The 15,831-nt window shown below is 64.1% G+C and carries 11 protein-coding genes and 1 pseudogene; 5 read left to right on the top strand and 7 right to left on the bottom strand.

Features of this window, described 5'->3' with window-relative positions; genetic code table 11:
- The first annotated feature begins 8 nt into the window (after positions 1 to 8).
- Genes K1X41_RS00530 through K1X41_RS00520 form a run of 3 tightly spaced genes read left to right on the top strand, consistent with a single transcriptional unit; the run spans position 9 to position 2,828 of the window.
- Entirely contained in the window at positions 9 to 995 is a 987-nt protein-coding gene (locus K1X41_RS00530) for a branched-chain amino acid ABC transporter permease (protein WP_132203006.1), read from the top strand.
- Entirely contained in the window at positions 988 to 2,028 is a 1,041-nt protein-coding gene (locus K1X41_RS00525; protein WP_133617449.1) for an ABC transporter ATP-binding protein, read from the top strand. Before K1X41_RS00530 ends, K1X41_RS00525 begins: the two co-directional genes overlap by 8 nt.
- Positions 2,025 to 2,828, top strand: coding sequence for an ABC transporter ATP-binding protein (locus K1X41_RS00520; protein WP_220175065.1), 804 nt, complete (start codon positions 2,025 to 2,027; stop codon positions 2,826 to 2,828). The genes K1X41_RS00525 and K1X41_RS00520 overlap by 4 nt, the downstream gene beginning before the upstream one ends.
- Before the next feature lie 35 nt (positions 2,829 to 2,863).
- Here K1X41_RS00520 and K1X41_RS00515 read toward each other — a convergent pair whose 3' ends face one another.
- Positions 2,864 to 6,022, bottom strand: a complete 3,159-nt coding sequence (locus tag K1X41_RS00515; RefSeq protein WP_220175064.1) for a DEAD/DEAH box helicase — start codon at positions 6,020 to 6,022, stop codon at positions 2,864 to 2,866.
- A 307-nt stretch (positions 6,023 to 6,329) separates the two neighbouring features.
- On the opposite strand from K1X41_RS00515, the gene cyoE reads away from it, so the two are divergent.
- The gene (gene cyoE / locus K1X41_RS00510) at positions 6,330 to 7,301 is read left to right on the top strand and encodes a heme o synthase (RefSeq protein ID WP_165875580.1); all 972 of its coding nucleotides are present in this window, start codon (positions 6,330 to 6,332) and stop codon (positions 7,299 to 7,301) included.
- 130 nt (positions 7,302 to 7,431) lie between these two features.
- Here the strand turns inward: cyoE and K1X41_RS00505 are convergent, their stop codons facing one another.
- The 6 genes and pseudogenes from K1X41_RS00505 to K1X41_RS00485 all read right to left on the bottom strand — a co-directional run bounded on the left by K1X41_RS00505 (position 7,432) and on the right by K1X41_RS00485 (position 14,961).
- The gene (locus K1X41_RS00505) at positions 7,432 to 8,700 is read right to left on the bottom strand and encodes an ABC transporter substrate-binding protein (RefSeq protein WP_133617452.1); all 1,269 of its coding nucleotides are present in this window, start codon (positions 8,698 to 8,700) and stop codon (positions 7,432 to 7,434) included.
- A gap of 188 nt (positions 8,701 to 8,888) precedes the next feature.
- Complete coding sequence (locus K1X41_RS15275) at positions 8,889 to 11,030, bottom strand: AAA family ATPase (protein WP_258566591.1); 2,142 nt, start codon at positions 11,028 to 11,030, stop codon at positions 8,889 to 8,891.
- Positions 11,031 to 11,704: 674 nt separating this feature from the next.
- A pseudogene (locus K1X41_RS15270) lies at positions 11,705 to 12,580 on the bottom strand (chromosome segregation SMC family protein); the annotation flags it as partial.
- A gap of 167 nt (positions 12,581 to 12,747) precedes the next feature.
- Complete coding sequence (locus tag K1X41_RS00495) at positions 12,748 to 13,299, bottom strand: OsmC family protein (protein ID WP_220175063.1); 552 nt, start codon at positions 13,297 to 13,299, stop codon at positions 12,748 to 12,750.
- Positions 13,300 to 13,408: 109 nt separating this feature from the next.
- A complete protein-coding gene (locus K1X41_RS00490) occupies positions 13,409 to 13,795 on the bottom strand; it encodes a DUF4260 family protein (protein ID WP_132202992.1) in 387 nt (128 codons plus the stop codon).
- Positions 13,796 to 13,818: 23 nt separating this feature from the next.
- Positions 13,819 to 14,961 carry a hypothetical protein gene (locus K1X41_RS00485; RefSeq protein WP_220175062.1) on the bottom strand — a complete coding sequence of 381 codons (1,143 nt, stop codon included), beginning with the start codon at positions 14,959 to 14,961 and terminating at the stop codon, positions 13,819 to 13,821.
- 156 nt (positions 14,962 to 15,117) lie between these two features.
- Here K1X41_RS00485 and K1X41_RS00480 point away from each other — a divergent pair, with 156 nt between their 5' ends.
- Entirely contained in the window at positions 15,118 to 15,630 is a 513-nt protein-coding gene (locus K1X41_RS00480) for a hypothetical protein (protein ID WP_220175061.1), read from the top strand.
- Positions 15,631 to 15,831 lie beyond the last annotated feature (201 nt).

Here is a 15,831-nt window from a genome sequence, read left to right as displayed (position 1 = left end):
GACGCACCATGGACTTTCTCATTGGACTCCTGCAGGCCATACTGCAGACCGCACTGTCCCCCATCACCGCGGCATTCGTGCTTGCCGCGATTGGACTGAACATTCATTTCGGGTTTACCGGACTGATGAACATGGGCCAGGCCGGCTTCATGCTCGTCGGCGGCTACGGGTTCGTGATCTCGGTGATGGGCGGACTCGGCTTCTTCCCCTCGATACTGATCTCGATGCTCGCGGCGGCACTGTTCGCGCTGCTGCTCGGGATCCCCACGCTGAAACTGCGCGGAGACTACCTCGCCATCGTGACGATCGGCGCCGCTGAGATCATCCGCATGACCGCGCGACTCGCGAACCTGTCTCCGATCACCGGCGGCCCCAGCGGCATTCAGAGCCCACAGTTCCGCGAAGAGTTCAATGCGCTCTCGCCGCTGCCGGAGGGTCGCACGTCGTTCCTCAGCCTCGATTACGTCAACACTGGCGTGGATGACTGGTGGTCACGGATCGTGGCCTGGGGGCTCGTGATCCTGTTTCTGCTCGTGACCTGGCTGCTGATGCGCAGCCCGTGGGGCCGCGTGCTGAAGGGGATCCGTGAAGACGAGGACGCCGTGCGCAGTCTCGGAAAGAACACGTTTTCCTACAAGATGCAGGCGCTCATGATCGGAGGCGTCATGGGTGGCTTTGGCGGGATCATCATGGCATTCCCCGCCGCGATCAACCCGGACGGGATGGGCCGCGCCACCACATTCAACCTGTGGATGATTATGCTGCTGGGCGGCGCTGCGACGATCCTCGGCCCGCTGCTCGGATCCATCCTGTTCTTCGTCGTGCGGCTCGTGATCACGAGCGTCGCTGGCGAGTTCGTTCCCGATTCGATCCTGAATGCGCAGCAAACCGAGATCGTGTCCTGGATCCTCATCGGACTGATGCTCATGCTGCTGGTGATATTCAGACCGCAAGGCATACTGGGCAACAAGAAGGAGCTGTCGTTCAATGTCTGAGCCAATCTTGACCGAGCCGCCCACGAGCTCACAGCCGCGTCCCGGCCGCCCGCTCCCGCCGGGATACCCCGCCGATCGCGAGGCCCTGCGTGCACAGTTGCGCACACTGGATCAGCTGCCAGGTGTGGCCAAGCCGGATCCAATCCTGACCGTCGACCGAATTGAGCGTCGCTTTGGTGGCATGACCGCGGTCAGCGTCGATCACTTGCAGGTGCAACGCGGCGCGATCACCGCGCTCATCGGCCCGAACGGGGCAGGCAAGACGACGTTCTTCAATTTGCTCACCGGCTTTGACAAGGCCAGCAACGCCGCAGGCGTCTTCGGCGGCGGCGCCGACCGAGCGCGCTGGAGTTTCGAGGGTCGCTCACTGGGACGCACCAACGCGACAAAGGTCGCGCGTGCAGGAATGATCCGCACGTTCCAGCTCACGAAGGCACTTGGCCGTATGACCGTGCTCGAAAACATGCTCATTGGCGCCGCGAATCAGCCGGGCGAGAACCTCTGGGTCGGGCTCGTGAAACCGCTGTGGGCGAAGCGCGAGCGGGAGAACATCGAGCGTGCCGAGGAGTTGCTGCGGCGGTTCAAGCTCGATGAGAAGCGCAACGATATGGCTGGCGGACTCTCCGGTGGCCAGAAGAAACTGCTCGAGATGGCGCGGGCACTCATGACTGAGCCGTCAATGATCATGCTCGATGAGCCGATGGCCGGAGTCAATCCTGCGCTCACGCAGAGCTTGCTGGAGCATATCCAGACACTGCGCGACGAAGGCACCACCGTGCTGTTTGTCGAACACGATATGCACATGGTGCGACACATTTCAGACTGGGTCGTCGTGATGGCGCAGGGCGAGATCATCGCCGAGGGCCTCCCCGAAGACGTCATGACGAGCTCTGCCGTGGTCGATGCCTACCTCGGCGCACACCATGACCGCGACCTCGGTGACGACGATGTGCTGACCACCGGAGTGATCCGCGCGATCTCTGAAGAAGTCGCTGACGAAGTGGCCAGTGAGGCCGGGGAAGGATCGCGATGAGCGACGACACACAGCCCATCCTCCGGGCGGACGGCCTCGACGCCGGCTACCTGCCCGGGATCAATATTTTGAACAACTGTTCGCTTGAGGCCCGGAAGGGCGAACTCGTCGGCATCATCGGCCCGAACGGGGCCGGGAAGTCGACACTCCTCAAAGCCCTGTTCGGGCTCGTGAACATTCGCTCGGGCACCGTCACGCTCGGAGGGAATGATGTGACCGGGCTCAAAACAAACGAACTCGTACGCGCTGGCGTCGGCTTCGTGCCACAGACCAACAACGTGTTCCCGTCGCTCTCGATTGAAGAGAACCTGCAGATGGGGCTCTTCCTCAAGCCGAAAGAATTCGTGACGCGGGTCGAGGAGATGTGGGAGCTGTTCCCAATGCTCGCTGATCGCCGTCGCCAACTTGCAGGGTCACTGTCGGGCGGCGAACGCCAGTCTGTTGCCATGGCCCGCGCGCTCATGATGCAGCCGCACGTGCTGCTGCTTGATGAGCCAAGCGCCGGGCTTTCCCCGGTGCGTCAGGACGAGACGTTTATCCGGACCAGGCAGATCAACAAGACCGGCGTCACCATCATTATGGTGGAGCAGAACGCCAGACGCTGCCTCCAGATCTGCGATCGTGCGTATGTGCTCGATCACGGCACGAACGCGTATGAGGGACCTGGACGCGAGCTTGCAAACGATCCGCGCGTGATCGAACTGTACCTCGGCACGCTCGCGGCCGACGTCGAGTCGAAGGCGCAGACGGTGACTGAACCCGAACCACCGGCCGGGTCCGGAGCCGGGCCGACGCAGTAGGAGGCGTCGGAGCACCGCGCATCTGAGGACGTGAGCTACGCCGGCGGGTGATCCTCAAACAGGGCGAGGACGTCTGCTGCAGTCATCGCGTGCGAGAACAGTTGCTCGTCATCGATCACTGCGTCAAACAGCGCCTGTTTGCGGCGCTGCAGGTCGAGCACCTTTTCCTCGATGGTGCCCAGCGCGATCATCCGGATCACGTGCACTGGGTTCTGCTGCCCAATGCGGTGGGTGCGGTCAATGGCCTGCGCCTCGCTCGCAGGATTCCACCAGGGATCCAGGAGGAACACGGTGTCGGCCTCGGTGAGGTTGAGCCCGACGCCTCCGGCCTTGAGGCTGATGAGGAACACGTCTGCATCACCAGCCCGGAATGACTCGATCACCCGGTCGCGGCTCCGCGTCGTGCCATCCAGCGTCACCGTGCGGACCCCCGCGGCGCGGAGCCGCTCTCGTGCGCGGTCAAGAAATGAGGTGAACTGGCTGAACACGAGCGCGCGGCGCCCCTCCGATGCGAGCGCTGCGGTGTGTTCGGCGAGCGCTTCAAGTTTTGCGGAGGGCATCGCTGCATACTGCTCGTCGATCAACGATGCGTCGAGTGCGAGCATTCGCAGCAGAGTCAGCGATCGGAACACCGTGAAGCGGTTTTTGTCGAGATCTTGAATTAACCCGTAGAGCTTCTGCCGCTCGCGCTGCATGAACAGGTCATAGAGTTCACGGTGCCCAGGATCAAGCTCGACCTCAAGAATCTGCTCCTGTTTTTCCGGGAGCTCCGCCGCGACAAGACCTTTCGTCCGCCGCAGGAGAAATGGGCGCAGCCTCCGACGCAGGCGCTCGGTCCGCTGTGTTCGGAGTCCGGCCTGCGTTTCTGGGCCGCTCCCCGCGCCACGGCCGACTGACACCCCGGAGGCTGGGCGCTCGATCGTGCGGACATACTCTTCTTCGAAGCGACGGGCTGAAGGGAACAGTCCGGGTGCGACGATGCGGCAGATCGCGTGGAGTTCTCGCAGCGAGTTCTCCATGGGGGTGCCCGTCACCGCGAGCTTCCACGACACGGGCAGCCGCTCGGCGAGTTCATTTGCCTGGGCTCGTGCGTTCTTCACATATTGCGCCTCGTCGAGGATCAGTCCCGCGAGACCCAGCTCCGGGTCCTCGGCAACTGCCTGGTAGTGCGCGTAGTCGAGCCTGAACAGTGCGTAGCTGGTGATGATGAGATCGGCACCAACCGCGTCGTCTCGCACGCTTCGGCCCAGTGTCGCTGCTGTCGCGGTGCGTACGCGCACCCGCAGCCCTGGGGCGAAACGCGCGGCCTCGCTCGCCCAATTGCTCATCACCGAGGTTGGCGCGACGACGAGGAATGGGCCACGCTCTCCTGACGCTGCTCCTCCGATGGCCGCTTCGGTGTCGGAGCCACCGCTGGGGGCACCCGTCCGTGCATATTCCATCAAGGCGAGGCACTGCAGCGTCTTTCCCAAGCCCATGTCGTCCGCGAGAATGCCACCGAGGCGATTGCGCCAGAGGAAGGCCAACCAGTGAAACCCCTCCAACTGATAGGGGCGCAGCTCGGCGGTCACTGTGGCAGGCACGGGTACGGGAACCGGATGCTCAGTGCGGATTTCACGCACGAGTGAGCGCCATTCCACGGCGGCCTCGGACTCGTCAGCAAGATCTTCGAACTCGGCCCAGAGGGTGACCTGATGTCGGCTGATCCGAGGTCCGGTTTCCCACTCATCGAGATCCTGCGCCTCCGCGATCAGCTCGGCGAGAGGCGCGAATGCGGGGTGCGTGAGTGCGAGGTAGGTGTTGTCGACGAGCAACAACTTCTTGCGGCCGAGTGCGAGGGCTCGAAACAGCGGCGCAAAGGGCACAGTCTTGCCGTCCACTGTCACGAGGACGCTCAGATCGAACCAGTCGTCCTGTTCGCTCGGCACAGTCGTGACGGTGAGCATGGGCGCGCCCTCGGCTTCCCGATAGTCGGGCGGGTTGCCCGCTCGACGCACCACGAGGCCAGGAATACGCTCGAGCGACGGCACAACACCGCCGAGGAATGCCGCGGCGTCGACACCACGGAGCTCCTTTACCGAAGGCACTGGGAGCTCCGCAAGCCATTCCTCAGGAAAGAGTTCCTCCCCGATCAGGCCCTGCGGCAGCAACTCTGAGAGCACAGGAACCGGGGAACCGGCGGCACCCTCGATGCTCCAGCTCAGCGAGAGTCGGTGTCCACTGCGCCAGGTGGCAGTGAGCACGATCACGCCGGGTTGTGGAGCGGGGAGCGTCACGGAGCCGTCTGCGCTGTCGAGCTGGAACCCAGCGCGAAGTTCAGGAACCACTTCGGCGAAAAAGACTTCCCGGGCTGCTGCAGGCACGAGAATCGGCTGAGCAGCCTCAGCGGACGTCAACAGCGCTGCTTCGGCAGTACTGATCCCCGCCGGAATGGGGGCGAGCCGTACCGTCCGTTCCGCGCCCCGCTCGTGCGAACGCCCTGCGAGGTACAGCCCGTGTCCGCCGATCACGCCAGCGTCAGTAATGTCCACGCGGGCCCCATCAAGGAGAAGCAGCGGTTCGATCCGAAGCCCTCCGCTCGCATCGGAAGTCGCATCAAGGCTGAGCTCTGCGAGGGCGTGGAGTTCCACCGGGGCGTGGGAGCCAGCTGCCACGAGCGCAATCCCGAGCGAGTCCGCCTGCGCAAGCATCGCCCACAGTGCGGGGCTTGCGAAGTCGTCTAAGAAGACCCAATTCGGGTCTTGTCCCACGGTGATGGTCTCAGCGGCGCGATGGAGCGCATAGAACTGTCGAAACCAGCGCTGTTGTTGGAGAGCAAGGCTGAGCCGGTTTCCCTGGTGGCCAATATTCGACCAGGTCAGTGCCCCTTTGGCCCACCCACGCTCGGTACGCAGCACTGGGCGCGTGCCGAGCCGATACACCCCACTGCCAGACGGTTGACCCCGTTTCACCGAGCGCGAAGTGGGTCCGTTCCATCGTTCAACAGAGCGTGGGATCAACTCACGCAGCTCGAACTGCAGCGCCAATTGCGTGGTGGATGACGGTTCTGATTCACGCGAGTCGGTCGAGGTCACTCGACGTGCGGAGGGACGGGCTACGAGCTGCGCAAGCCGGGTGCGCCACTCAGGCTGCGTGGCACAGGCACCGTCTTCCACAGATTCGGAAGGTTCGGCATCAGCTCGCGGTGCAGTCATGTTCCTCTCATCGTAGGAGGTTCCACTGACACGGGTGCACACGGAGTTGAGAGCGCGCGCAACGCTTCCCCGAGAGACGGGGTATATTTGGAGACAGAATCCGCGGCCTTTCGGCTACGGCGCTCGGCACGGCCAGCGTTGCGGATACGTCGCATCGCACGCGGCGAGCCCGTGCCACACCATGCCGGGGCTTGAGAAAGGCCAGATTCGAATGCCCGCGAGTGGGTCCCCCACAGACAACCAGCCCGATTCGAGTGTCCCATTGGACGCGCGGAGCGACCGGGAGACCGCGGCTCGGCAAAGTGCCATGGCCCCCGAGCTTTCTGAACTCGCAGATGCTGCGGTGTTCTCAGAGCGCAGCCGGGGCACCGACGCGAAAATCGCGTCCCGCGCCGATGGTGACTCGTTCCGTGCCACCGCTGCCAGGTACTACTCGCTGACCAAGCCAGGAGTGTTGTACGGGAACGTGCTGACCGCGGCCGCGGGCTTCCTACTCGCCGTAGGAGTCCTCCGTAGTTTCGATGCGCTGCTGTTTTTGGCGACCATCGCGGGCACCACGTGTGTGATTGCCGCAGCGTGTGTGCTGAACAACGTGCTCGATCGCGATATCGATGATCGCATGGAGCGGACGAAGAAGCGCGCAACTGTCTCCGGCAGTATCGGTGTGCGAAATGCCGTGGTGTTCTCGGTCGTCCTGTTCGCGCTGGGCAACATCGTGCTGATCGCGTGGACCAACTGGCTCGTGGTGGTCACCGGACTTGTGGGATTTGTGACCTATGTCGTGCTGTACGGCATGCTCTCGAAACGAATGAGCGTGCATGGCACCCTCGTCGGGAGCATCTCCGGAGCAGCGCCCATTTTTGCTGGCTACGTCGCTGTCACCGGAGTCGTCGACGCGGCCGCGATTTTCGCGTTCCTTGCCATCTTCTTCTGGCAGATGCCAGAGTTCTACTCGATCGCCGTCTATCGGCGCGATGAGTACGCCCGCGCCGGCGTGCCTGTGATCACTGTGGTGCACGGCATTCCAGCGACCAAGGTTCAGATCCTCATCTACACGATTGCGTACGCGATCTCCTCGGTCGCACTGACTCCGCTGGGGTACACCGGCTGGGTGTATGCCGTGGTCATGGGGGTGCTGGGCGCGTGGTGGATCGTGATCGGCATCCAGGGTTTCCGCACGACCGACGACAACGCCTGGGCGCGACGGATGTTCCGGTTCTCCCTGATCATCATCATGGCGTACAGCTTCATGATCGCCGTCGGCCCCTTGCTTCCGTAATCACCGCTGCGAGCGTTCAACTCTGATCGCACGGCTCCTCTCGTCATGTGACGCAAAGTCGCCAGGCGGGACACACCACGGGCCAGTCTCCCTCGAGGGAGACTGGCCCGTGGTGTGTCGGCGGTGAGGGCTAGCCCTCGATCTCACCAACGGGCTGCGGAGTGTTCTCCGCGTCGTACTTGTACAGACCAATCAGAGCCGTTGACGGTTCGTTGTCCTCGTTGAGGGGTCCGCCACCGGCACGACCCTCATAGTGAATGTCCTTGCCATCATCAAGGAGCGCGGCGCAGTCCTTGAACGTCGAGCAGGTCTCCCCGCCTTCCGAGCCTGAAACGGCGTGCAGGTTCGCCACGATCGTCTCCGTGTCGGCCGCACCACCCTTCTGGGCAGCAAGCGCGACCAGCATCACTGCATCGTAGGCTTCTGGTGCGAAGTTCAGGCTCTTGCTCGCGTCAGACGACGCAGCGACGAGTGCCTTCTCGAAGTCAGCATCGACCGTGCGGCCAGGAGTCGTACCCTGCGCACCCTCAAGCAGGCCCGCGTCGAATTCGGGATATGGCACCGTGTTGCCGTCTACGAGATAGAGCTTGGACAGGTCGAAGCCCTGAGCAGCGAGCTCCGGGATCGCCTGCTTCGCCTCAACGTAGCTCACCATGGCGACTGCATCCGGCTTCTTCGCAAGTGCCGCAGTCACCTCAGACGAAAACGTTGTCTGCGCCTCTGGGAACTCTTCGCCAGAGCCCTTTGCCCCGTACACCACTTCTGCGCCGGCGTCTTCAAGCGTCGTCTGGAGGTTGTCCCGCAGACCCTTGCCATAGTCGTTGTTCTGAGTCAGAACAGCGACCGAAGTATTCCCGTCTTGCAATACCAGGTTGCCAAGGGCGCGACCCTGGATGATGTCTGATGCAATCGTGCGGAAGTACAGGTCGTTGACCCCAGCGAGTGCAATGCCAGTATTCGAGGGCGAACCCATCAGGATCCCCGCTTCAGTGACCTTCGGCATCGCCGCATTCGTATTTCCGGTGCCCATTGCACCGAGCACGAAGGCGGGCTTCGCCTTGATGATCTCGTCGACGCTCTTGTTCATAATCGTGGGATCGGTAGGATCGTGCTCGTTCGCTTCGACCACGACTTCGATGTCATTGCCGAGCACCCCACCGGCCTCGTTGATCTCAGAGACTGCGAGCTTGACCGCTGCCTGTGGGCCGTAGATGAGGTGCTCAAGGGACCCCGTCTGTGGGAGCAGCGTGCCGATCTTCAAGACCTGCTCGCCAGATCCCGTTGCTGACTCCGCCGAGTCTGCGCTGTCCCCGCTGCTGGTCGTGCACCCGCTCAGCAGTAGTGCTGCGCCCGCTGCGAGAGCGAGCCCGCTGGTGGCCCGGTGTGAAAACTTCTTCATGAATGACGCCTTTCTGCCCATCCGCTACTCCGCGACTCTGCGGGGTACAGGACTGAGCATAGCGATTCCACGGGTTCTGGCAGTCTCTGGAGCCGTCCGAACGTTCAGTCGTTAGCGTCTCGTGACACTTTCACCATCGGAATCAGCTGCGGTCTCGCGTGATTACACGCCACGGCCAAGGCCTGCTCCTACGCGTCGCGTTCGATCCGCTGCCCCACCACGGCGGAGATGCCGTCTTGTCGCATCGACACACCGTAGAGTGCATCGGCAATCTCCATGGTGCGTTTCTGGTGGGTGATGATGATCAGCTGCGAGTTTTCGCGGAGCCGCTCAAACACCTGGAGCAGTCGGCCCAGGTTCGCGTCGTCAAGCGCAGCCTCAACTTCGTCCACGATGTAGAACGGGCTCGGTCGTGCCTGGAAAATGGCCATCAGCCACGCGACCGCAGCGAGCGACCGCTCGCCCCCGGACAGCAGCGAGAGCCGCTCCACCTGTTTCCCGGCCGGCTTCACCGCCATTTCGATGCCCGTATTCAAGAGGTCTTCGGGCGCACTGAGCGCGATCTCTCCCGAGCCACCGGGGAACAGTATCGGAAACACCTCCGCGAACGCGACGCGGGTGTCTTCAAAGGCAGCGGCGAAGATGCCCTGCATCTTCTGGTCAAGGTCCGCGATGATTGCCAGCAGGTCCGAACGGGTCTTCGCGAGGTCCTTCAGCTGTTCCGCGAGGAACGTGTGACGCTGCTCAAGTGCGGCAAATTCTTCGAGCGCGAGCGGGTTGATGCGGCCGAGTTCGCTGAGCTTTCGTTCGGCTTTCTGCAGGCGGCGTTCCTGCTCAGCACGCACATATGGCACGGTGGGCACGTCGACAAGCTCCGAGGGTTCGGGATCTGTTGAGTCACCGGTCTCAGTGCGCGCTCCCGCAGCATCGAGTCCGAGTTCAGCCGCAAGCTCAGCTTCGAGCGCATTCGCGAATTGCGGCTCGGGTTCAGGCGGAGTGTGCGCACCTCCTGCCGATCCCCCAGTATCACCGCTGGCTTCACCCATCGCGCTGAGATCGGGAACCGGTTGATTCGGCCCGTACTCGGCGATCAGAACGTCCTCGACCAGCCCCAGTTCGTTGCCTGAACGCTCGAGCAGACTTGAAAGTTGTAAGCGACGCTCGTAACTTTTGAGCTCTGCGCTGTGCACCCGCTCGGTGAGAGCCTGGAGCTGATGTCTGAACGATGAGTCCTCAGATCGCAGCAGCGTCAGTTCCTGACTGTGCCGCGCTCGCGCCTGCTCAGCCTGCTGCTGCACCACTCGAGCTTCCCCCAGCGAGCGATCACACGCATCAAGAATGGCGGGGAGAAGTGCCCCCACCTGTTCGGCCTGTGCCACCTGCCGAGCGCGCAGCACTGCACGCCGGGCGGCGTCCTCGGCAGCGCGATGTTCGGCTGCAAACTGCTCCGCCAGAGTGTCCCGGTGCGCGGCGCCAACGCGGGCTCGTTCGCGAGCCGTCTCGAGTGCGAGACGTGCTTCGAGTTCCCGCGCACGAGCCGATTCGACCTCCGCAAAGAGACGACTCCGCTGACCAGCGTCCAGCATCGGGCGCGGTTCCGCCTCTGCATCAGCAAGGCGCTGTGCCGCGCGCTCCACTTCACGCTCTGCCTCGCGCACGGAATCGGCGACGCCAGCGAGCGCTTGTGCGGCACGACCGGCTTCGGCCTCTGCGGCTTCCGCTCGTGTGGCCAGTCTGTTCCGCTCCTTCGCGACCTCTGCGAGACGAGCATCTGCGGTCCGCAGCTCGGCGAAACTCTCGTGCGCGGCAGCCTTGGCATGCGCCGCCGCGGAGCGCAGCTCGGACAGCTCAGCCTCGGTCTCCGCAATTGCCTCGGCCACTGTAGCGCGACGCAGCTCTGCATGCTCGAGCTCCGCCGTCACCTCGATCCGGGAGGGCGCACGACCTGATCCGCCACTCAATGTGTGCTGGGTGAGCACATCACCCGCATCGGTGACGACCGTGTAGCTTCCACCCGGCCATCGCTCGCAGAGCTCCTCGGCAGCCCCGAGGGCCGCCGCGAGATCTGCCGCAATGTAGCTCCGAGAGAGGAGTCCCCGCACCCCTTCGGGAGCTTCGATCAGGAGCTCACTCGCGCGAATCAGACCCGGAATCTCTGGAGCCACCGCAGCGGGACCCGGGGGTGACCCGAGCACGGCCCGAAGCCGTCCGAGATCCTGGGCCCGCGCAATATCGATGGCCCCCTCTGCCGCAGTTGCGGTATCCGCGAGGAGCGCGTCGGCATACGAGCCGAGCGCGGCGCCAATCGCTGCCTCAAATCCCTCACGCACTCGAACCTGCTCGGCGACGCGTCCCCGAATACCCGTGGGTGCTGCCTCAAGCAGTGCTCCAGATGCGTCCCGCTGATCGAGCGAGCGGGTGAGCGCGCTAATCCGGGCCTCAAGTCCTGCCCGCTCCTGCTCAAGCTCGTGGAGGCGCTCTCGTGTCGCATCGCGCTGCTGCTCGGCGGCGGCCTGCGCCTCCTGAGCCGCGCGGTAGGCAGCGTCGAGGCCCCCTCAGGACGGACATCCTCGTCGATCTGTTCCTCGAACGCCGCAAGAGCGGCGCGAGCCTCCGCGAGTCGCACCTCTGCTTGCGCTCCCGCGTGTTCGCGCCGCCCAATCTCCTGGCCCACCGTCGCGAGTTTTTGCTCGGCCGCTTCGGAGCGTCCGCGCAGTTGCGAGAGCTGGAGATCATGCTTGGAGACGAGCGCGCTCTGCGCGGCGATGTGCTCGTCAGTCGCGTCGAGCGCCTGTTGTGCAATCTGTGTTGCTCGACCGGCCTGCTCCCACGCCAGTTCCGCGATCGGCACGAGCGCGGCGAGACGATCAGCCTCGGCGCCAGCCTCATCGACCGCCGCTCGGCTGAGCCGTGCGAGCTGTTCGGGGGCTTCCGCCTGAGTGGCCAGGAATGTCAGCCGCTGCTGGGTCTGTGAATATAAACCGCGCAGCTTGGACTGCACCGACTCCAGTGCGATCGTCACTCGTCGTGCAGCATCCAGATCGTCGCTCTGCTGATCCTGCTCGAGACGTTGGATCCGCAGTTGCTTTTGCTCAAGCTGTTCCTGCAACACGATGCGTTCAGAGTGCTGCTCTGCCTCATCGCGCGACAACGCATCGAGCTCGGCGCGAAGCCGGGAAACGTCGTCAGCGAGCAATCGCGCCTTCGCATCTCGCACCTCCGCCGCGATTCCTTGAGCGGCTCGCGCGACGGCGGCCTGGCGTCCCAGCGGCTTCAGTTGGCGCCGAATCTCTCCGGCAAGATCGTTGAGTCGCGTCAGATTCGTTTCCATCGCGTCCAGCTTGCGCACGGTGCGTTCTTTGCGGCGCCGATGCTTGAGGATACCCGCCGCTTCCTCAATGAAGCCGCGCCGATCCTCGGGAGTGGCCCGCAGCACCGCGTCGAGTTGCCCCTGCCCGACGATGACATGCATCTCACGACCGAGACCAGAGTCACTGAGGAGCTCCTGCACGTCGAGCAGCCTGCAGCCTTCACCGTTAATGGCATACTCGCTCGAACCGTTGCGGAACAGTGTGCGGCTAATCGTGACCTCGGCGTACTCAATGGGCAATGCCCCATCCGAGTTGTCAATCGTGAGCCGCACCTCTGCCCGCCCGAGTGGGCCACGAGTCGCAGTTCCAGCGAAAATGACATCTTCCATCTTGCCGCCGCGGAGCGTCTTGGCGCCCTGCTCGCCCATGACCCAGGCGAGGGCGTCAACGACGTTGGACTTGCCCGAACCATTCGGGCCGACGATCGCGGTGACGCCAGGTTCAAACTGGAATGTGGTCGGCTGTGCAAAGGATTTGAAGCCTTTCAGGGTGAGGCTCTTCAGGTGCACGCCGCCTCCTCCCGTTTCTCAGCCGCCGGCTATCCCTACGACCATACCGGGTGAGACCCGCGACATCCCGGAATCCGGCGGGTGCTTCGCCCCAAAGCGTCCGCGACGCTCGCTGCGTGAATCAGACGGTTGCGAGCGCGTTCTGCAGCGCGCCTGCACTCCACGAGCTACGCCTTCGTGACAGTGACGCTCACGGGAGTAGGATTTGCGAATAGGTCAAACACCGGGCAGTTCACATCAACCGCATCACGCAACTGCTCGTACCGTTCCTGAGTTTCTGGGCCGCTCAGCTCGATTCGAAGCCGAATGTCACTGAACCCGGGACGAACAGCGGGGTCCTTGCCGAGCAGCCGCGCCGCGTCGAGGTCCCCCTCGGCCTCGACCCGAATATCGTCGATCTGGATGCCAAGCGCCTGCGCATACAAGCGATACACGACAACCTGGCAACCGATGAGCGCGCCGAGCGCATACTCTACCGGGCTCGGCGCAACATCGTCACCAGCGAGCGGAGCTGGTTCATCGATGACAAACTCGTGCGCTCCAGAGCGGACGCGAGTCGCTACCGCCCCCTCCGCGACACCGCTCACGCGGTAGGTGAGCTGAGAAGAGCTGCGACGCGCGTCGATTCGGTCGCTCCACGCGCTCCCCGCAGCGGTTAAGCGCGCGGCGCGGGCATCGTCGGTGAGTGCGGGGATCTGTGTCGTTGTCAGAGTTGTCATGCGGTCACGGTACTGATGCCCGAGAGCTCACGCAGCATCGCCTGCAACACTTCGTTGTGCGGAGTCACGCCGCGTCACGAAAGTGGCGAAGTTGCCTCGGGAGCCACACCTAGCGCACGGGGATAATGCTGCCGTCGGCGGCACGAAGCCCGAATCCGAGGGCGCGATCCGCCGCAATATGCACGAACCACGCCAGGCCTGCGAGGGCGATCCCCCAGGAGCCAGTGGCGATCCCGCCCGTCACGAACAGCACGACAAACCCTACGAGGATCAGTGCCGCTGGAACGGCCACGTTGTGCAGCGCATTGTAGAAGCTCACGCGACTCGGTTTCAGTTTCCCCCGTTCAGCGAACGCGCCAACGAGCGCGACATCGGGCAGGAGCCCGAACACCACGACGACGAAGATCGCTGGCCACCCCCACCAGACACACCACAGCACAGCAACCACGACCCAGACGAGGGCGCTCATGCCCCACATCGCACGAGAGAAGACCATCCCCCCATCGTATCCGGGGCGCGCTACTTGCCGTCGACGATCGACATGAACCCTGCGAACGCGAACAGCCCCGGCACGACGTAGAGGATGGTCAGCGTGAGGGTCCAAGCAACGGCACCCACCACCGACCACGCACCGATACGCCGGTCGCGCGCATCGAGCCGCTGACCGGTCGCCCCGATCCGCGGAGGCGGCGCGAGCCAGGGCTGCCCCGGGTTCTCAAGCGCGGCGCGCACGGTCTCGACGGTGGGCGAGAAATTCTGGTCCGGCAGCCGATCGTCGCGGTATCTGGCCGAGCTCGCAAGGATCGGCGGGACGGCTCCAGTAAGCAGCCGCTCGACGTCGCGCCAGGGACCCTCACGAGTGAAGTCCGCCTGCGCCGCGGCAAAGAATAGGATTCGGTCGTCTACCAGTTCAACATGGAAACCGTGTGCGTGGTCGACCAGTGCGGCCATCACGTCCGGGGTCACCACAAACAGCGCGTCGCGCTCGTACCCTTCGGGCACGAACAGTCGATATGCCCCGTCAAAGTTACCCTCGAGTGGGAGCCGTTGGCTCCGCTTGATCCCGGCGGGGAGACTGCCAGCCGCTTTGCCCGCCGCGACCGCCTCGAAGATCAAGTGCGGCATCGGCGCGGGCAGCGTCACCGCGAGGTAGTGCCACTCGCCGGTACCCGGGCGCCGAAGCATCATGTTCCCGAATTCGACAGCCGGGGACACAAACCGGGGGTGCGCGTAACCGATGCCGCGGGACGGGCTGATAAGCGAGGAAAACGGTGCTTCACGGCGCGACGCTGGTGTGAAGCCATGTGCAAGCGCAGTCAGCGTCTGCCGCCACTCGCCCATGAGCGCCTTCCGAGAGGGCGGACGAGCGGACCATCGAACGAGCCAGATCGCGCCGAGCAGCCAGACGACGAAAATGGCAGAGAGCACCACGATGTCACGCAGGTCGCGCGGCTCGATCCGGTTGTCCTGCAGGGTGTCGATCCGCACACCGAGTGTCATCCACACAATGCAGAGATACCAGAGCATGAGGCAGTGATTCACATGCACGAGCACCTGGCGCTTCGTGGGCACCCAGCTTGGACGGGACTCCTTGCGCACGCGCGCGATCGCCTGCGCCACTTCAGCTTCAGGGGCAGCCAACCACCGCAGATCCAGCTTCATTTCCGTCCCCGTTTCAGCGCAACGCCGCTCTCTGCGCACGTCGCACTCAGACGAAGGTACACGGTGTCGCGGCATCGCGCGTTTCTCATCAGGCTCATCGCGGAAATCGAAGCCTCGCCACCGAAAGCCACCGCTGGCCGCTGATAGCCTGCACGTATGCGACTCACCTGGGCTGTGCTCGGCGCAGCGGCACTGGCCGCTTACGCCGTGCTGGGGGCACTCCTCATGAACGACTGGGCCGTGGCTGCCGCGAGCGGGCTCCCGCTGGACGCGACGGTTGCCGCCATGGAGGCTGCTGGTCAGCCGTACAGCAGCGTTGCCGGGGTGCTCTTCGCAGTGATGGGGCTCCTGCTTGCGGCCGCGTGGGCCTGGGCCACCGTCAGCCCTCGGCTGGGGCTCCCCGCCTGGGGGTCACTCGTGGCGTGGAGCGGGATCGTGGCGTGCGGCGCTCCCGCCTACTTCTTCGGCTCTTTCGGCAATCTGAACTCCGTGGGTGACACTTTTGCGGATTGGAATATGGCAGCGGCGTGGGCCGTCGAGGCCCCCCTGTACATCGCAAGCGCCGTGGCCTTCGTGTTGGGCGTGGGAACTCTCGTGACCGCAGCCGTACGATCAGTGCGGCGCAGTCGCGTTCCCCGCCCCGCCACCGCACTTCCCGTGTTGCACTGAACACACTCCCTGAACGTGGGCAGGGAATACCGGTCGACGGCGCACACACACTCCCCGGTCCGCAGCGACTCCCGGATCACCTGGTCTGCGCGCGCCGGTGCGCCTGGGGTAGTGAATACGCACTGTGGTCACCGCGCGGGCGGCGGCGGGCCTCACTGCCGCCAACTGGGTGCCTGGACATTGGCGCTCTCCTACGCTGGG

This window comes from Leucobacter luti (genome assembly GCF_019464495.1).
Taxonomy (GTDB): domain Bacteria; phylum Actinomycetota; class Actinomycetes; order Actinomycetales; family Microbacteriaceae; genus Leucobacter; species Leucobacter luti_A.
The sequence above is the reverse complement of the archived record's forward strand: the minus strand, read 5'-3'. Positions and strand labels throughout refer to the sequence as shown.